Here is an 18,760-nt window from a genome sequence, read left to right on the forward strand (position 1 = left end):
TATTTCATATTTATTAACTTTTAAATGAATACAAACTATTATTAAGTATTGTACTTTTGTAGTTGAAAAAGAAAAGCATAAATCTCTTGTAAGAGATACTGAAATAAATTCAGCATGAAAGGAATTTTATTAGTTAATTTGGGTTCTCCAGATAGTCCAAGTCCTAAAGATGTTAAGAAATATCTTGGCGAATTTTTAATGGACGAACGTGTAATTGATGTGCCACTTTGGGCAAGAACCTTATTAGTAAAAGGTATCATTTTAAATACGCGGCCAAAACAATCGGCTGCCGCATATCAAAAAATTTGGTGGGAAGAAGGGTCTCCGTTAATTGTATTGTCTGAACGACTGCAAGTAAAAGTACAAGAAAAAGTAGATTATCCTGTAGCTCTTGCTATGCGTTATGGTAGCATGACTATTAAAAAAGGCTTGCAGGAATTGGTAGATAAAGGTTGTACTGAAATAAAAACAATCCCACTATATCCACAATTTGCAATGGCTACCACAGAAACGATTGATGTAAAAGTTGATGAGTTGGTCGCTGAACATTTTCCAAATGTAAAAATTACTAGGACTCCAGCGTTTTATAATCGTGAAGACTATATCAACGTACTTTCTAAAAGTATAGGTGAAACTTTGAATGATTTGGATTATGAACATATCCTCTTTAGTTATCATGGAGTTCCTGAAAGACATATTAGAAAAAGTGATATTACCAATGGCAACTGCCAAATGAATGGTAAATGCTGTTTTAAAATGGGTAGTAAACAACATGAATTTTGTTACCGTCACCAATGTGAAATTACCACTGTAAATGTGGCAAAAAAGTTAGGTTTAAAAAATGGCACATATTCTACGACGTTTCAGTCGAGACTTGGTTTTGATCCATGGTTACAGCCTTATACAGACAGAACCATTGAGAGAATGGGTAAGGCAGGCACCAAAAAAATGGCGATTGTAACGCCTGCTTTTGTAAGTGACTGTCTAGAAACATTGGAAGAAATTGCGATGGAAGGTGAAGAAATCTTCCACGAAATGGGAGGGGAAGAATTTACAGTTATTCCTTGTCTCAACGACCGCGATGATTTTGCTGACGTCATGGCTAATATCATTACGGAGTGGGCAAGTGCAAAAACCACTGTGGTGTAATGGCAAATGTATCGTCACAAGACTTGGGAAATCAGCCTATAGGTAAATTACTTATTAAGCAAGCCGTACCAGCATCTATTGGTATTTTGGTGATGTCCCTTAACATCTTGGTCGATACTATTTTTGTAGGTAATTGGATTGGCGCAACAGCCATTGCGGCGATTAATGTTGTATTACCAGTGTCGTTTTTTATTGCTGCCCTTGGTATGGCAATTGGTATTGGAGGTTCTTCAATTATTTCAAGAGCCTTAGGGAGCAATAACCTAGTAAAAGCCTTAAAAACATTTGGAAATCAATTAACATTAACTTTTCTATTCACTGTATCATTTGCTGTTTTTGGATTGTATTTTGTGGATACACTGATTCCTGCTTTTGGTGGAAAAGGAAATATTTTTGAGCCTGCAAAAGTCTATTACGAAATCATTCTTTATGGTGTTCCAATTCTCGGATTTGTAATGATGGGTAATACCGTCATAAGGGCCGAGGGAAAACCAAAATTTGCAATGTATGCAATGATGATTCCATCCATTGGAAACCTAATTCTAGACTACGTCTTTATTAATATTTTAGATTACGGAATGGCTGGTGCTGCATGGGCAACTACAGGTTCTTATGTGGTTTCTTTTTTATTTATTATGTGGTATTTTCTTTCTAAGAATTCAGAATTAAAAATAGACCTTTCACATTTTAAATTAGATAAAGCCATTGTTTCTGAAATTGGTTCTTTAGGCTTTGTGACTTTGGTGAGACAAGCTGTTGTTAGTGTGACGTTTTTACTCGTTAACAATGCCTTATTTAATTTTGGTGGCGAAACTTCGGTCACCGCTTATGCCATAGTGGGTAGGCTGAGTATGTTTGCGTTATTTCCGATTTATGGTATTACACAAGGCTTTATTCCTATTGCTGGTTTTAACTATGGAGCCGAAAAATTTCAACGTGTAAAGGAATCTATTTATACAGCCATAAAATATGCGACGATTTTAGCAACGATTGTATTTGTTGGATTAATGGTTTTTCCTGAAGTGATTACAAAGTGGTTTACAACCGATCTTGAAGTTATTAGAGAGACTCCAAGTAATATGCGGTGGACGTTTGCAGCCGTACCAATTGTAGCATTGCAACTTATAGGAGCGGCGTATTTTCAAGCAGTTGGAAAAGCGATGCCAGCATTGCTACTGACGCTTACCAGACAAGCAATTTTCTTTATCCCGTTAATGTATGTTTTACCTTTATATTTTGGGGAATTGGGCATCTGGATGTCATTTCCTATTTCAGATGTGCTTTCAACTATAGTAACGGCTTATTTTTTATATCGTGAAGTAAAGTTGAGTTTGAATGCTGAATTAATTGAATGATTTTTAATCTGTAACTTTTTGCTTTGAATAATTTACCGATTTTTGCAACATGGAATATTACGACTACATAAAATCCCTTCATCTTATATTTGTAATTACATGGTTTGCCGGTTTGTTTTACATTCCAAGACTTTTTGTATATCAAATTGAATCCTTTCATAAACCATCACCAGAAAAGGAAATTTTAGGAAAACAACTAAAATTAATGGCAAAGCGTCTTTGGTTTATTATCACTTGGCCTTCTGCAATTTTGGCCATCTTGTTTGCGATTTGGTTAATGATTTTAATGCCAAGTTGGTTTCAAATGGATTGGATGCACGTTAAATTGTTATTTGTATTCTTACTATTCATTTACCACTATAAAACACATATCTACTTTAAACAACTTCAAAATGATGAGGTTAAAGTCTCGTCTAGTTTTATGCGTATCTGGAACGAAGGGGCAACATTCATACTATTTGCAGTTGTTTTTCTCGTGATATTAAAAAGTTCCATCAATTGGATTTTTGGAATTATCGGATTAGTCGTTTTAGGAGTTTTAATTATGTTAGGTTTCAAACTGTATAAAAATATTCGTGCTAAAAATCCGGATGCATAATAAAAGTTCTAAAACTTAAATCCCAAATTCCTAAAAAGAACCTATTAGGATTTTGCTTTTTGTAATTTGAGATTTGTGCTGCGCACTTTTGGATTGATTATTGCTATCTTTAAAACTTATAATTCACCATTAAATTTCGTTACCAAGCACATTTAGATGATTATTAATAAACGCCTGTCCTTAAGAGCCCGAATAAATTTAGCGATGATACTTTTAGTACTTGTAGCGTCGGTTTTAATCGCTGCAGTGACTATTTATCAATATAGGGAAGAGGCTAAAGAATATCACAAGGAGCGATTAGAGCGTAAAGAAAAAGCGATTAAACAGAGTATTGATTTTGTTATTGGAGAAACTACGTATCCTCGTACAACAGAGAATATTCCTTTAATTTTTAAAGATGAAATATTTGAAATTGATGCCATTCATAATTTACAAATCAACCTTTATGATTTAGATGGGCAGTTACTAAAAAGCTCTAAAAGAACTATTCATAGAGACACGACTAATCTTTGTTTAGATGTTGAAATATTAAATACGCTTTCTAATACTTTAGAACATCGATATGTGGTGAAGAATAATGTTGCCGGACAAACATTTCAGTCTTCTTATACGTACATAATGGATGAGAAATTTAAGACGTTAGCCATTTTAAATTTACCGTATTTAGAGAATGATGACTTTTTTAATAAAGAGCTAAAAGAATTTTTAAAACGTTTGGCTTATGCGTATATAGTATTGATTTTGGTTGCTATAATAATAGCTTATTTTATATCCAAATACATAACCAAATCACTGAGAACTATTAGTGATAAGATGAATGAAACACGATTAGAAAAGCGTAATAAGAAAATTCAGATAGAATCCTCAAGCGAAGAAATAGAAACTTTAGTTAATTCATACAATAGTATGATTGATGAACTTGAGGCCAGTGCCGTTGTTTTAGCAACCAATGAACGTGAACAAGCTTGGCGGGAAATGGCAAAGCAAGTAGCTCACGAGATTAAGAATCCGTTAACTCCAATGCGATTAACAGTTCAGAGTTTTCAACGTAAGTTTAATCCTGAAGATGAAAAAATTTACGAAAAAGTTGACGAGTATAGCAATACGTTAATTCAACAAATTGATACCTTGAGTTCTATTGCTTCTGCATTTTCAAATTTTGCAAAGATGCCAGCTCAAAAAAGTGAAAACCTCAACGTCATCCAGATCGTAAAAATGGCACTCGATATTTTTAATGAAGATTATATTGAGTTTTATCCTGAAACCGAACAAATCATAGCTAAATTTGATAGAACACAGTTAATACGTGTCGTTACTAATTTGGTTAAAAATGGCATTCAGGCAATTCCAAGTGATGTTGAAAACCCTAAAATTGAAGTCCATGTATTTAGTGAAGGTAACTATGTGAATATTACGATTAGAGATAACGGTTCTGGAATAAATGAAGACACTAAAGACAAAATATTTGAGCCAAAATTTACCACTAAATCTAGTGGGATGGGATTAGGACTAGCCATGGTAAAAAACATTGTGGAAACTTATAACGGAAGTATTACCTTTACAACACAATTAGGAAAAGGGACTATTTTTACGGTTTCATTTCCTAAATCTTAAGTCTATACTAAGGAACTATAGGTCACCTTGCGCACAGTCTAAAGGTTTTTTAATATTAAATAACTTACAATGAACTACGAAAACATACTTTCAGATTATTCCAATGGAATTACAACCATCACTATCAATAGGCCAAAAAAGTTAAATGCCTTAAATAAAGATACGATTCAAGAATTGCATACTGCTTTTGACACTGCTGATACTGATAAAGATACCAAAGTTATAATCATTACAGGAAGCGGAGAAAAAGCCTTTGTTGCCGGAGCTGATATTAGTGAATTCGCTGATTTTAGTGTTGGGGAAGGTGGAAAATTAGCAGCACAAGGACAAGCGTTATTGTTCGATTTTGTAGAAAATTTAAGCACACCAGTTATAGCAGCTGTTAACGGTTTTGCCCTTGGTGGTGGACTAGAATTAGCGATGGCATGTCATTTTAGAGTGGCAAGTAGCAACTCCAAAATGGGATTGCCAGAAGTGTCTCTTGGAGTCATTCCTGGTTATGGAGGTACACAACGTTTGCCACAATTAGTAGGTAAGGGACGAGCTATGGAAATGGTAATGACCGCAGGTATGATTGATGCGAATCAAGCGTTAAATTACGGTTTAGTAAATCACGTTGTTGAGTTAGAAGAACTACTGCCACTAACAGAAAAGATTGCAAGTAAAATAATGCGAAATTCATCAGTTGCTATCAGTAAGGCCATAAAAGCGATTAACGCGAATTACAAAGATGGAAAAGACGGTTACAAAGTAGAAATTAAGCAGTTTGGAAAATGCTTTGGAACAGCGGATTTTGTGGAAGGCACAACGGCTTTTTTAGAAAAACGTAAGGCGGAGTTTCCTGGAAAATAGAAAACTATTATTTGATTTCTACCTTTTTTGAGAAGGATTTATATAGGAAATAAAGAGGTGCCATTAAAATGAAGCTAGCTACTAAAAGCGGGCTCATTATAAGTAATTGTATTTTATATAATTGGTACATAATTTAAACGATTAATTTTTGTCAAATCTATTGCGTATTATGATGCTGAAAAACATAAATCTTACCTAATTACTACTCAAAATTAACATTGAAAAATGCAGTGTTAGTTTTCTTACATATTTTGTGGATAATCTTAAGCATTAAAACTACAACCTGTAGCCATGCTTAGCTAAATTTCATACTAATTTTATAGTATGATAAATCCCAAATCAAAAATAAAAGGCAGAGGAGCTCAACAAAACACGCACAACCGATTTTTTGAATTGTCTTACCAAATGCGAGATGATTTTTTAGAATTTTGCCATAAAGAAGGAGAGCTTGTAGATAAAAACAAAACACTATATCTTAATGTGTTTCCTAAAACGATAGTTAATAAAGTAGCGAGTCCAGATGTTGGTATGGCTTATTCCATGAATATGTATCAAGGTTGTGAGCATGGTTGTATTTATTGTTATGCTCGGAATTCTCACGAATTTTGGGGTTATAGTGCAGGCTTAGATTTTGAACGACGGATTTTGGTTAAAAAAGAGGCTCCAAAATTATTAGAAGCCCATTTAAAGAAGAAGAGCTGGAAGGCACAAACCATAGTAATGTCTGGCAACACGGATTGCTATCAACCTGCAGAAAAGAAATTCGAAATTACAAGACAGTGTTTAAAGGTGTTTTTAAAATACAAACATCCTGTTGGTATTATTACCAAGAATGCTCTAATACTAAGAGATCTTGATGTATTAAAAGCCTTAGCTAAAGACAATTTAATAAGAGTCAATGTTTCTATCACAACATTATCAGAAGACACTAGACGAATACTAGAGCCAAGAACTGCAACCATTAAAAGGAGACTTCAAGTTGTAAAAGAATTAAGCGATAATGATATTCCTGTAAATGTGATGTTGGCACCTATAATTCCGTCAATAAATAGTCATGAGATTCTACCAATGGCAAAAGCAGTTTCAGAAGCTGGTGCTTTAAGTATTGCACACACTATAGTTAGATTAAATGGAGCAATTGGTGAGATTTTTACGGATTGGATTAAGAAAACGTTGCCAGACAAAGCAGATAAAGTCTTAAGTCAAATTGAAAGTTGCCATGGTGGTACACTCAATGAAAGCAGATTTGGAGTTAGAATGCGCGGTGAAGGACAAATTGCGCAGCAAATCAATGATCTGGTGAAATTAGCGCGACTGAAGTATTTTAAAAATAGAGAGATGCCAAAATTAAACACTGAGCTTTATGAGACATACAAAGATGGACAAATGAAACTATTTTAAACAAAAAAAAAGTGGGCTCTCTACAACCCACTTTTAACTAAATAAACTAATAAATAAACAATAATCTAAATTTTGAAATTTTCGACAAACACACGACCATTTGCTCTAATAATCGCGGTATAGTTGCCCTTAAGGTTTTGGTCTAATTTGTAAACTCGGTTTAAAATATCTTCACCTTTAACAGTTTCAGAATGAATAAGCTCATCTTTAAAGTATAATTCAACTGTCATTTTGTTAGTGTCAATAGCTAACTTTGAAATGATAACTTGAGAATTGTTAGATCTAAATACAGGCTTAAAAATCTTTTTGTTTGAAGTTTCTAAAAATGTAACAATATTATTTTTTACTTGAATTGAATTAATTTCAATTTCATAATCCTTATTTACTTCAACAGTATAGATACCATTATCTAATTGTGAAAAATCATAAAGAGTTTCAATGTAACCGTTATAGTTAATAAGACCATTATAAACTACTTCACCAGAAGCGTTAGCTACTGAGATTTGATCTCCTTTGCTAGCCATTGCGGAAGAAGGTGTAGCGTCTAATGTTGCATTTGCGTAACTTGTAGATGTTCCTAACAATACTGCTAATACTATAATATTTTTGAATAATGTTTTCATAATTTTTAATTTGTTATCGTTCTAAAGCTGGAATTGTGGTTGGGGTCATAGCAATATTTTTGCTCCAGCTTTAAACGATTTATTACTGCAAATTTATAGTACGTTTACGTTTTTGAAAACAACCAAATTGGTGCATTTATATACAAAATTAACCCAAAGGTAGTTTGTAGTAATCTCTTAGGTTAAAATAGAACATATTACTGTTAATTTTCTATAGGTTTCTTAAATGCTTTGTATTTTAGGGGTAATAGGACGTATCTAATTCAATTTAAAAATTGCCTTATCCGGAAAATTTGTAATAGGATTGGTTTTATGTTTTTTCTGTTTGTGTAATTAGTTTTAGTAGTATATGCTTTCTCTCTATATATAGAGTGTCATTACACTAAACAATTAAGATTTACACTAGAATTCTATGGAATGTAACTATTTTAAACAAAAAAAAGTGGAAGCTATATAGCTTCCACTTTCAAATAAACAATTCTAATTCATATTAATAGTAACCTATATTTTAAAGGTTTCAGTGAATACTCTACCGTTAGATTTAACAACTGCTGTATATTCCCCTTTAATAGAATTATCGAATCTGTATACTCTATTTAAGATTTCACCTCCAGTTACAGTTTCTGACTGTATTAATTCATTACCATAATATAGCTCAATTTTCATTTCGGGATTATCTAAAGCCAATTTAGAAATTATTAGCTTATCCTTTTCTGCTCTAAAGACTGGTTTAAAAATCTTTTCACTCTTATTATTTATAAAACTAACCTCGTGATTTTTTATTTCTACGATGTTAATTTCAATTTCAAAAGCTTTTTCTACTTCAATAGTATAGATACCATCTTTTAGTTGTGAAAAATCGTAAAGGCGACTAATATTTCCATCATAATTAATAAGACCACTAAAGACGACTTCTCCAACAGCATCAGTTACAGAAATAGAGTTTCCTTTTTTCACACTATTAAAAGTAGGTAAACCTTCTAAAGTTGCATTTGCGTAGCCTGTGCATGTTCCTAACATCACCGCTAATACTAAAATGTTTTTGAATAAATTTTTCATAATGTTTCATTTTTTGGGTTAAAACTGAAATTTTTTCAAGTATCAGTTCAAATGATTTTACATTACAAAGGTATCATGGTTATACGTTAGGAAAAACATGAATATTGGCACATTTATATACATAATTATCTTAATATGCTGTTAAAGTGCGATATTAGGTTAAAATAGAGCATATTATTGATAATCTGCTATAGGTTTTAATATTTAATACATTTAACTTTGCACTTATTAATATATTATGAATACAAGAAAACCTACTTTAGAAAAAATAAGTCCCGAATTTGGTAGTTCAATTTTAGTTCGTAAGCATAAAATTGATGCTTATAAAGGTGAAAAAAAGCCATTTTGGCATTTTCATCCTGAAATAGAATTGGTCTATGTTAATAAGGGCCAAGGTAAACGTCACATAGGAAATCATTTGTCTTATTTTAATAATAGTCAACTCCTATTATTGGGCTCTAATTTACCTCATAATGGTTTTACAGATCGTTTAACTATTAATGGTTCTGAAACCTTAGTACAATTTAAACCTGAATTTTTAGGTAATCATTTTTTTGATATTCCAGAAATGGAAGCTATCAATAAAATGTTTGAGCTTTCAAAGAAAGGTATTCTTTTTGGTGTTAAAACAAAACAGAAGCTAGGAAAGAAAATTGAAAAGCTAAATGAAAAGGAAGGCTTTAAGAAGATCTTAATTTTGTTGGAAGTGTTACATGGTTTAGCAAAATCAGAGGATTACACGATTTTAAACGCTGATGGTTTTGCCTTTGAAACAGAGCCACAAGATAGTGCTAAGATTGATGTGATCTTTAAGCATGTTAACCAAAATTTTAAAGAACATATTAGTTTAGATGAAATTGCAGATAAGGTTAGTATGACGGTTCCTGCGTTTTGTCGCTATTTTAAAAAGGTTACAGGTAAAACATTTACAAAATTGGTAAATGAATACCGTATTGTGCATGCTACTAAATTACTATCCGAAAGTCAGATGAGTATTGCAGATGTTAGTTTTGAGTGTGGTTTTAATAACTTTTCACACTTTAATAAACTATTTAAAGAATTTACTGGTAAAAGCGCTTCTAAATACAGAGGTGAGTTAAAGTTAATGGTTCAATAATTATAATTAATTTTTATGGGTAAGAAAATAGATACTGCAATATTATACTATTCTAAAAAAGGCCAAGATATTATAGATGCTGTTAATGCTAACAGTAATCTAACAGCGGATCAAATCATTCATTACGGTGAAGAAATGGCTGCTATTGAATATAAACTGACAGCGTTAGAGGTGGCTAAAGCGAATTAGATTTTTTCTTCTTCCATTCTTTACAAGGAACTATATTAGGAATTTATAAGTACATCTAAAGTAACAGTATTGCTTCAACTCTTTTTTTAAAATGTTGTAAATTGGTAAAATTATTCACAATATGAAATACACAACAATTTTTAGAATAGTAGTTCTATGTTTAACGCTAATGATGCTAAACTGCGAAAAAGATGAAATTAAAGTTTCAGATGCAGAATATGTTTCAGGAGGTGTTGGTACATCGTCCAATACAGGTGCTATAGTGATTGATTTTAAGATTCCTAATAATTATGCTATGTCAAGAGTTCGTGTTGAATTTCCAGAAGTCAATATTATAAAAGAAGAAAGCGGAATTGGTGATAGACAAGTTAGGCTTGAGCATGTTTCTGCAGGCATATATAACTACACATTTGAATTCTGGGGAACAGAAAATAGTTATAGCACTGGAGGTGTCGAAGAAGCACCCTTGAGTAAATATTTTATAATTGATGAAACCGTTGAGGTGATAAATGGACAAACATTGAAGATAAAAGTACATTGGGATTAATTACATATTCCCTTCCCATTCAGCATAAAACTGTTTTAAAAAGCCTTCCATATACTTATGGCGCTCCAAAGCAATGCGCTTTCCTGTTTTAGTATTCATTTGATCTTTTAGCAGTAACAATTTTTCGTAGAAATGATTAATTGTTGGCGCTTCAGAATTTTTATATTCAGCCTTTGTCATCTTAAGATTAGGCTTTATTTCAGGATTATAAAGTGCTCTATTCTTAAATCCTCCATAATTAAAACAGCGTGCAATACCAATGGCTCCAATTGCATCTAAACGATCTGCATCTTGGACGACTTCCATTTCTTTTGATCTGAATGTGGTATTTGAATCAAACGTGTTTTTAAAAGACATGTTATCAATAATCTGAGTGACATGTTCAATTACAGAACTATCAACATCGTTATCTAATAGAAATTTTTGTGCTTTTTTAGGTCCAATGGTTTCGTCTCCGTTATGAAATTTTGGATCTGCAATATCGTGTAAAAGCGCAGCTAATGTTACGACTACAATATCAACTGGTTCTGTTTGGGCAATTAATAATGCATTTTTATAGACACGTTCTATGTGGAACCAATCGTGTCCACCTTCAGCACCTATTAACTCTTGTTTTACAAATGCAATAGTTGAATTGATTAATTTACTTTTATGACGCATAATAAAATTTTACGCAGGATCAACCCATTTAAATTGATACGAATTTTCAGGAATCTTCATGCGTTCAGACAAACGATACATTCTAGGAGGTAACTTCATTAAATAATCTCTAGCTTTTTCTGCTTCTTCATTTAAACCGGTCATGTTTCCAATTTCCCAACGGTCAATTAGTTTCTGTAAAATATCAACATAATCGTTAGAGGTGTATACACCAAGACGCTGTGCTGTGTTAGAAAACTCTTCGAAAGCTGTTCCGATACTTTCACCAGATTCTCTTAAGAAATGAGCTGGCATGGCAATTTTTCGTTTCATCATATCGTGAAAAGCCATCATCATCTGATTAGGATCTACAGCAAAAATTCGCTCTACAAATTCAGAATAAGCATGGTGGTGACGCATTTCATCACCCGAAATAATTTTACACATTTTAGCCAATTGTTTATTTCCTTTTTGTTTGGCAATTTTAGCCACACGATTATGAGAAATATAAGTTGCTAGTTCTTGGAAACTCGTATACACAAAGTTTTTATAAGGATCTCTACCTGTACCAATATCAAAACCATCGTTTATTAAATATTGCGTGGTTTTTTCAATTTCCTTCATGTTTACACGGCCAGATAGGTATAAGTATTTATTTAAAACATCTCCATGTCTATTTTCTTCACCTGTCCAATGTCTTAACCATGTAGACCAGCCGTTGCGTTCTACTTGGTCTACACCTTCAACATCCATTAGCCACGATTCGTAACTAGGGAGTGCTTCTTCAGTTATCATATCGCCAACTAAAACTACCCAAAAATCATAAGGTAATTCTTTAGAAAGAGCTCTTATTTCTTCTACTTCATCAAAAAAGGTGTCTTTTGTAGAGTCTGGTAAGAAGTCTGTTGGTTGCCAGATTTTTTCAACAGGAATTAAATATTTTTCAATAAGCGATTGTACATCTTTTTCAAGATGCTGCATCACTTCTAATCTTACGTTTTTTAATGACATCTAAGGGGTATTTTTAGTTGTTACTTCTCGATAGCCTCAACAATAGTTTGTTCTATTTGCTGAATTAATTCGACCTTATCAGTAAAGTTAATAATTTCTAAGGGCTTGTGCACAGTAAATTTAATATGATTTCCAATTCCCATTGGAAAATTCCCATATCTTAACATCTTCCAAGAGTTGTTTACAGTAATAGGAACAATTAATGCAGAAGGCACTTTTTTGATTAAAAGTTCTAGTCCTTTAGTTTTAAATGGTCTTGGCGTTCCGTCTTTACTTCTGGTACCTTCAGGAAAAATAACGGCTGCTCTTTTTGTTTTTTCTATGTATTCACCAAATTTCATCATTGCTGGTAGTGCCTGACGTGGATTTTTTCGATCTATTAAAACAGAACCACCGTGACGTAAATTGTAGGATATACTTGGGATACCTTTTCCTAATTCTTGTTTAGAAACAAATTTAACATGGTGTTTACGCATGTACCATAATATAGGTGAAATATCATACATACTTTGATGGTTAGCCACAATAATTAAAGGTCTGTCTGTGCTAATATCGTAAGGGTTATAAAATGAAATTCTGGTACCTAAAAGATTAAGGCAGCGCATTATTGCAAATTGTAAAGCATCTACAGCATTTTTTAAACCTTTATATCCAAAAATATTAAAGCTAACCCACTGGATAATATGAAATATAACCAAGGTTAATCCAAAGCATAAATAAAATATAACTGAAAGCGGATAGGCTAGTAGTTTTCTCATGCGGCAAAGGTAATCATTGCAATTTATGTACAAAAAAACCACGATAAAAATCGTGGTTTAGATATTCCGTTTTTTATCTTTTAGCAATGCTCATTATAAGCATCCTTAAGGTTTTCTGCAATTAATTCTGCAGGACGACCTTCAATATGGTGACGTTCTAACATGTGTACTAATTCTCCGTCTTTAAATAAAGCCATACAAGGTGAGCTTGGAGGGAAAGGCACCATGTGCGCTCTTGCTGCATTCACAGCATCTTTATCTACACCAGCAAAAACTGTTACGATATGATCTGGTTTTTTTGCGTTTTGTAAACTTGTTCTCGCTCCTGGTCTTGCATTAGCCGCAGCACATCCACAAACCGAATTTACAACCACTAAAGTTGTACCTTCTTTTGCAAGTGCATTTTCGACAGCTTCTGTTGTATGTAATTCTTCAAAACCTACGTTGGTTAAATCCTCACGCATTGGTTTTACTAATTCTGCTGGATACATATTTTTTAATTTTAATTAATCTTAATTTGAAGTGCAAAGATAATGAAAAATTGATGGTAGTCTGAAGTATTCAGTTAGCAGTTTAAATGCTGCTATTTTAGTTTTCAATGGTGTTTAGAATACCTTCAATTTAAGCTATCTATTTAGTGTGTATAAAAATCCATCCGAAACCATCCCTTCATCTAAAATGAGTTGATTTGTAGTTAAACTTATAATTCTCAAATCCCTATCTTCAATAACTAAAGTGCTGTCATTGGTAGTAATTATCACTTCATAATTGTAGGTTCCTGATGGGTAACCACTATGTATTACTTCAGTTGTATTAGTATTGGTAATCGTAATCTGAGAGGGGACAGTATTAAAATTCCATGTGATTAATCCAGATTCAAAATCATCGTTAACACCTGCAAAACCACCAGAAACATTGACTAAAGACCACGTTGCATTAAGTGTTGGTTCTGGATCTTGCTGTGCATCGTCATCGGCGTTACAGCTTAATGTAAGAAACATTATGGCTAGAATATAAAAGGAGATCTTCATATTGATATAGTATTGGTTGTCCCTAAAAGATACAATTTTATATAAAAGGTTGCGTACAAAACGTAACAAATTATAATTTCATCCAACTAACTAATAGTATATTTACAACTTTATAAAATCAAAAATATAATATGAGTTTTGCAAAATGGATTGGTGGTGCTTTAGGTTGGTCGTTTGGAGGTCCAATAGGTGCTATTATAGGATTGGCTTTAGGTAGTTTTGTCGATAATTTAACTGATAGTGGAACGCCTTTAATTGGTGACCGTCAAGCAGGAAGACAACGTGATACCTATAGAAAAGTACCAAATTATGGTCAAAGATCTTCAAGACCAAAAACACAATCTGGTGATTTTGAGGTGAGTCTCTTAATTTTAGCGTCTATAGTTATTAAAGCCGATGGCAAACAAGATCAACGCGAACTCGATTTTGTGCGTCAACAATTTACCAACATGTATGGTAAAGATAGAGCTAATCATGCTTTTGAATTGTTTAAGCGTATTACCAAACAAAATATTTCTACACGCCAAGTTTGTTTACAAATTAAGCAAATGATGGATCATGCATCGCGTTTGCAATTGCTTCATTTTTTATTCGGAATTGCAAAAGCAGATGGTTTAGTTACAGAAGACGAATTACGTCAGATATATACTATTACAGGTTACTTAGGTATTAGTAATAGAGACTTTGAGAGTATTAAAGCTATGTTTTACAACAGTAGCGATAATGCATACAAAATCCTTGAAATTGATAAGTCTGTTTCCGATGATGCGGTTAAAAAAGCATATCGATCTATGGCGATGAAATACCATCCAGATCGTGTTGGTCACTTAGGTAAAGAACATCAAGAAGGTGCAGAGGCGAAGTTTAGACAAGTGCAGGAGGCTTACGAGCATATTCAGAAGGAACGTGGGTTTAAATAGGGAGTCCTTGTTGGTGTTTGGTTGCTAGATGTGAAAAAATACAAAAGTTTATTTCTTTCTCTCTTTTTCTTTCTGCTTTTTTTCAATGTATTTAAAGTAGCGTTGCGTTTTGTATTTGTTATAGATAAAAACACATAGCACTATAAATCCTACGATGATTAATCCATTTTTTCCTGTAAAGTAATTGAGAAGTTTCATAGCTATTTAAAATATTTAACCTCTGTCGTTATTTAGGGCGAAATCTTTCATTGTTTACCCTCTAAACAAGAAGAAATCAGCTTTCATGTCTTCAATTTGAGCATCTTCGTTGGTCATAATGTAGTCAATGGCCTTAGATGTGAATTCGTCCCCTTTTGTTGTTAAAGACACAATATTTTTTTCAATATGAATCATATTATTTTTTTGTGCTAAATCGAGAACGGTTTTAGCACGGACTTTTTGCCAATTGATATGTTCTCTTAAGTGATTGACGTGGCGTTCTTCAATTTCATCATGATTTTTTAAGTGCAATAAAAACGTTAATAAAGACACTTCGGTGCGTTGTTGCTTTTCTCTATACATTACAGCGATGATACCTTTTGAGGGTGCAAACAAATACACCAATAAAAATACTAAACCAAGAACGGTTGTTATAGACCCGGCAATAGACGCATCTAACCAATGTGCGACCCAATAGCCAAAAATGGCACTGAAAATCCCAAAACTTATTGCTAAAGCAAGCATCTTCTTTAAATCTGTAGTTAGTAAATAGGCAGCAGCAGCAGGAGCAATCATTAAAGCCACTACTAAAATGGCACCAACAGCATCAAAAGATCCAACAGTAGTAACTGAAGCTACAGACATTAATCCGTAATGAATAATCGCTGGTGAAAATCCTAAGGATGCAGCCAAGCCTTTGTCAAATGTGCTTACTTTTAATTCTTTAAAAAATAGGATTAATAAGGTGAGTGTAATTAATAAAATGGTGCCTACTACCCAAAGTGACTTTGGTCCTACGTCAGTTCCGGCAATTAGTAATCTATCGAAAGGAGCAAAAGCCAATTCACCTAACAAAACGGCATCGACATCTAAATGTACATCGTTAGCGTTTTTTGCAATAAGAATCACACCAATACTAAACAAAGCCGGAAACACCAATCCAATAGCGGTATCTTCTTTTACTAAACCTGTTTTTTGAATGTATTCTACTAAAACAACGGTTATAATTCCTGTTAATGCAGCAAGAAGAATTAATAAAGGTGAATTTAAATCTTGTGTAATAAAAAATCCAACTACGATTCCTGGTAAGATGGAATGGCTAATCGCATCGCTAATCATGGCCATTTTTCTGAGGACTAAAAACGTTCCTGGAATGGCACAGGCCACAGCAACTAGACTCGCAATCAATTGTATTTCAAGTTGTGCGTTACTCATCTTCAGTAGATTGTTTAGTGTATAAATTGGCAGCAGCCTCAAAGCCTGTTTTGGTTAAACTCCACATGTTTCCATCGAGTTGAACATAATCTTTATCTACTAATTTTTGAAGCGTAGATCGTGTATAGCCTTGAAAATTATTTAAAAGTTTTATGGTATGCGGATGCGAAATATCTTCGTGTGTTTCTGCAATATGATGCATAAAGGCTAGGGTTTTATGCAATTCTAAATCGCGACGATTTTTAATAAATCGGATTTGTTTAAATAACAATCCACGACTTGGAGAAAATATAAATGAAAACATCACAAAAACACCAGCCACTAAAACAATTACCGGACCTGTAGATAAATTATCTTGACTCGCACTAATGGCTGTACCTAATACTCCAGAAAAAGCTCCGAAAATAGCAGCCAAAAACACCATGGTTGATAAACTGTTCGTCCATTGTCTCGCGGCAGCAGCAGGCGCTAAGAGCATAGCACTCATTAAAACAACGCCAACCGTTTGAAGACCTAAGACAATCGCTAAAACAATAAACGTCGTAATTAGAATGTCAATGAATCGGGTATTAAAACCGAGTGTTTTGGTATAATCTGCATCAAATAATAGAATTTTAAACTCTTTCCAGAAGGTGAGCATAACTATTAAACACAAGCCTGTAACAATAGCCATTAACCATACATCACTTTCCACTAATGTTGCGGCTTGTCCAAAAAGGTATTTGTCTAATCCAGCTTGGTTGGCATCGGGTTGTTTTTGAATAAAAGTTAACAATAACATCCCAAAACCAAAAAATAATGATAAAATTAAGCCTAAAGCCGTATCAGATTTTAAATGGGTTTTGGTGACGATTCCTCTAATCCAAAAGGTACCTATTAAGCCACTAATTAAAGCTCCAATTAGTAACGTGTTGCTGTCTTTTGAACCTGTAATTAAAAAGGCAATGGCAATACCTGGTAAAGCCGCATGCGAAATAGCATCACCCAATAAACTCTGTTTTCTGAGTACCGCAAAACTTCCTAACATGCCTGTTACAGCACCTAAAATTGCGGTTCCGAGTGTGATGGTTCGTAAGGTGTAGTCTGTGAAGACTAGTTTTATGTATTCTGTTATGTCCACAATTCCTGCGAAAGCAGGAATCTCATCCTACTTTGTAATATTTTTTTCGTTTAGTTTGTAGACCTCAAAGGTTTCTATAACTAGTGAGGTCTGTATATGTTTTAATTTTTAATTGGTGTGCAAATTTCAATAAGAAACCCATTAATATCTCTTAAATATCCAACTTTTTGTCCCCAAGGTTTTTCAATTATAGGTTCATATTCTATTGCTCCAGCTTTTATTGCTTCATTAAAATCATTTTCAATGTTTTCAGTTGTAAAAGCCATTTCAACTCCATTAGGCTTTTTATTTATAGAAAGTTGTTTAAAACTTTTTTTAAAGTTTGAATTCCCTAAAGAATTAGATGCAAAAGCGATTGTGGTTTCTCCGGAAATTAGCTCGCCATAATCATGCTCTGGTGTGATGAATTTTTTTTGAAACCCAAAAGCATTTTCATAGAATGAAATTGTCTTTTCAACATCTTCGACGTATAAAATAGTGTATGCGTATTTCATATTTTTCTTGCTTTCTTATTTCTCATTAGAGTAAGCACTGCCAACTGCTAACTGTTAACTGCCAATTATTTCCTACTCCTGTATACTCACTTTATAATTAATACCATAAGTCTTTGTCAGATTATCATCATTAAAAATATCTTTTACTGGTCCTGTGGCAATTTTTTTCACGTTTAAAAATGTTACCCAATCAAAATATTCGGGTACGGTTTGTAAATCGTGATGGACTACAATAACTGTTTTTCCTGCTTTTCGTAATTCTTTTAATATGTTTATAATTGCTATTTCAGTAGTAGCATCGACTCCTTGAAACGGTTCATCCATAAAATAGATAGATGCGTTTTGAACTAAGGCTCTGGCCAAGAAAATACGCTGTTGTTGGCCACCTGAAAGTTGACTAATTTGTCGACCCTTAAACGCTAGCATGCCTACTTTTTCTAAAGCTTCTAGTGACGCTTTTTTCTCTTTTTGTCCAGGACGTTTAATCCAACCCAAACTGCCATAGGTTCCCATCATTACAACATCTAAGGCTGTGGTAGGGAAATCCCAATCTACGCTACCTTTTTGTGGAACGTATGCGACGAGTTGTCTTTGTTTTTCGTAAGGTTTATCATAAATAGAAACACTACCAGCAATAGGCTTTAAGATGCCTAGAATAGATTTTATAAGTGTCGATTTTCCTGCTCCATTGGGTCCAACAATAGCCATTAAAACGCCTTCCGGAATTTCTAAATCGATATCCCAAAGTACAGGTTTGTAGTTGTAGGCAACGGTAAGGTCGTCTACTTTTACGGCTATGACTCTTGCGGAAGTAGGAGTCTTGTCACTAGGACTGCTATCTTTTATATTTTCGTTTGACTCGTTTTTCAT

General features: G+C 33.4%; 21 protein-coding genes. 10 read left to right on the forward strand and 11 right to left on the reverse strand.

The features are described 5' to 3' along the window. Positions 1–114 precede the first annotated feature (114 nt). The 6 genes from hemH (at position 115) to HM992_RS03970 (ending at position 6,969) form a co-directional block, all read left to right on the forward strand. Complete coding sequence (hemH, locus tag HM992_RS03945; RefSeq protein WP_178986304.1) at positions 115–1,149, forward strand: ferrochelatase; 1,035 nt, start codon at positions 115–117, stop codon at positions 1,147–1,149. Continuing rightward, the gene (locus tag HM992_RS03950) at positions 1,149–2,504 is read left to right on the forward strand and encodes an MATE family efflux transporter (RefSeq protein WP_179318789.1); all 1,356 of its coding nucleotides are present in this window, start codon (positions 1,149–1,151) and stop codon (positions 2,502–2,504) included. Before hemH ends, HM992_RS03950 begins: the two co-directional genes overlap by 1 nt. A 49-nt stretch (positions 2,505–2,553) precedes the next feature. After that, positions 2,554–3,102 carry a CopD family protein gene (locus HM992_RS03955; RefSeq protein ID WP_179318790.1) on the forward strand — a complete coding sequence of 183 codons (549 nt, stop codon included), beginning with the start codon at positions 2,554–2,556 and terminating at the stop codon, positions 3,100–3,102. 204 nt (positions 3,103–3,306) lie between these two features. Beyond that, entirely contained in the window at positions 3,307–4,716 is a 1,410-nt protein-coding gene (locus HM992_RS03960) for a sensor histidine kinase (protein ID WP_178986968.1), read from the forward strand. Between the two features lie 69 nt (positions 4,717–4,785). Beyond that, positions 4,786–5,568 carry an enoyl-CoA hydratase/isomerase family protein gene (locus HM992_RS03965; RefSeq protein ID WP_179318791.1) on the forward strand — a complete coding sequence of 261 codons (783 nt, stop codon included), beginning with the start codon at positions 4,786–4,788 and terminating at the stop codon, positions 5,566–5,568. Positions 5,569–5,892: 324 nt separating this feature from the next. Further along, positions 5,893–6,969 carry a PA0069 family radical SAM protein gene (locus HM992_RS03970; protein ID WP_195806600.1) on the forward strand — a complete coding sequence of 359 codons (1,077 nt, stop codon included), beginning with the start codon at positions 5,893–5,895 and terminating at the stop codon, positions 6,967–6,969. A 65-nt stretch (positions 6,970–7,034) separates the two neighbouring features. Here the strand turns inward: HM992_RS03970 and HM992_RS03975 are convergent, their stop codons facing one another. Continuing rightward, positions 7,035–7,592: a hypothetical protein gene (locus HM992_RS03975; RefSeq protein ID WP_179318792.1), complete on the reverse strand. Its 558-nt coding sequence runs from the start codon at positions 7,590–7,592 to the stop codon at positions 7,035–7,037. 501 nt (positions 7,593–8,093) lie between these two features. Further along, positions 8,094–8,651, reverse strand: a complete 558-nt coding sequence (locus HM992_RS03980) for a hypothetical protein (protein WP_178986299.1) — start codon at positions 8,649–8,651, stop codon at positions 8,094–8,096. Between the two features lie 238 nt (positions 8,652–8,889). On the opposite strand from HM992_RS03980, the gene HM992_RS03985 reads away from it, so the two are divergent. The 3 genes from HM992_RS03985 (at position 8,890) to HM992_RS03995 (ending at position 10,504) form a co-directional block, all read left to right on the forward strand. Continuing rightward, entirely contained in the window at positions 8,890–9,768 is an 879-nt protein-coding gene (locus HM992_RS03985) for an AraC family transcriptional regulator (protein ID WP_178986298.1), read from the forward strand. A 15-nt stretch (positions 9,769–9,783) separates the two neighbouring features. Further along, positions 9,784–9,957: a hypothetical protein gene (locus tag HM992_RS03990; protein WP_178986297.1), complete on the forward strand. Its 174-nt coding sequence runs from the start codon at positions 9,784–9,786 to the stop codon at positions 9,955–9,957. Positions 9,958–10,078: 121 nt separating this feature from the next. Next, positions 10,079–10,504: a hypothetical protein gene (locus tag HM992_RS03995; RefSeq protein ID WP_178986296.1), complete on the forward strand. Its 426-nt coding sequence runs from the start codon at positions 10,079–10,081 to the stop codon at positions 10,502–10,504. Here the strand turns inward: HM992_RS03995 and HM992_RS04000 are convergent, their stop codons facing one another. The 5 genes from HM992_RS04000 to HM992_RS04020 form a co-directional block, all read right to left on the reverse strand. After that, positions 10,505–11,164, reverse strand: coding sequence for an HD domain-containing protein (locus HM992_RS04000; RefSeq protein ID WP_179318793.1), 660 nt, complete (start codon positions 11,162–11,164; stop codon positions 10,505–10,507). 9 nt (positions 11,165–11,173) lie between these two features. Next, positions 11,174–12,154: an acyl-ACP desaturase gene (locus tag HM992_RS04005; protein ID WP_178986294.1), complete on the reverse strand. Its 981-nt coding sequence runs from the start codon at positions 12,152–12,154 to the stop codon at positions 11,174–11,176. 20 nt (positions 12,155–12,174) lie between these two features. Continuing rightward, positions 12,175–12,912: a lysophospholipid acyltransferase family protein gene (locus tag HM992_RS04010; RefSeq protein WP_179318794.1), complete on the reverse strand. Its 738-nt coding sequence runs from the start codon at positions 12,910–12,912 to the stop codon at positions 12,175–12,177. An 80-nt stretch (positions 12,913–12,992) separates the two neighbouring features. Further along, positions 12,993–13,403: a BrxA/BrxB family bacilliredoxin gene (locus HM992_RS04015; RefSeq protein WP_178986292.1), complete on the reverse strand. Its 411-nt coding sequence runs from the start codon at positions 13,401–13,403 to the stop codon at positions 12,993–12,995. 135 nt (positions 13,404–13,538) lie between these two features. Continuing rightward, complete coding sequence (locus HM992_RS04020) at positions 13,539–13,943, reverse strand: hypothetical protein (RefSeq protein ID WP_179318795.1); 405 nt, start codon at positions 13,941–13,943, stop codon at positions 13,539–13,541. Positions 13,944–14,074: 131 nt separating this feature from the next. Here HM992_RS04020 and HM992_RS04025 point away from each other — a divergent pair, with 131 nt between their 5' ends. Beyond that, entirely contained in the window at positions 14,075–14,863 is a 789-nt protein-coding gene (locus HM992_RS04025) for a TerB family tellurite resistance protein (RefSeq protein ID WP_178986290.1), read from the forward strand. Between the two features lie 252 nt (positions 14,864–15,115). Here the strand turns inward: HM992_RS04025 and HM992_RS04030 are convergent, their stop codons facing one another. The 4 genes from HM992_RS04030 to HM992_RS04045 all read right to left on the reverse strand — a co-directional run bounded on the left by HM992_RS04030 (position 15,116) and on the right by HM992_RS04045 (position 18,760). Further along, positions 15,116–16,276, reverse strand: coding sequence for a metal ABC transporter permease (locus HM992_RS04030; RefSeq protein ID WP_178986287.1), 1,161 nt, complete (start codon positions 16,274–16,276; stop codon positions 15,116–15,118). Beyond that, entirely contained in the window at positions 16,269–17,396 is a 1,128-nt protein-coding gene (locus tag HM992_RS04035; protein ID WP_179318796.1) for a metal ABC transporter permease, read from the reverse strand. The genes HM992_RS04030 and HM992_RS04035 overlap by 8 nt, the downstream gene beginning before the upstream one ends. 101 nt (positions 17,397–17,497) lie before the next feature. Then, the gene (locus tag HM992_RS04040) at positions 17,498–17,890 is read right to left on the reverse strand and encodes a VOC family protein (RefSeq protein ID WP_179318797.1); all 393 of its coding nucleotides are present in this window, start codon (positions 17,888–17,890) and stop codon (positions 17,498–17,500) included. Between the two features lie 72 nt (positions 17,891–17,962). Further along, entirely contained in the window at positions 17,963–18,760 is a 798-nt protein-coding gene (locus HM992_RS04045; protein ID WP_229720442.1) for a metal ABC transporter ATP-binding protein, read from the reverse strand.

This window comes from Winogradskyella helgolandensis, from assembly GCF_013404085.1.
Taxonomy (GTDB): domain Bacteria; phylum Bacteroidota; class Bacteroidia; order Flavobacteriales; family Flavobacteriaceae; genus Winogradskyella; species Winogradskyella helgolandensis.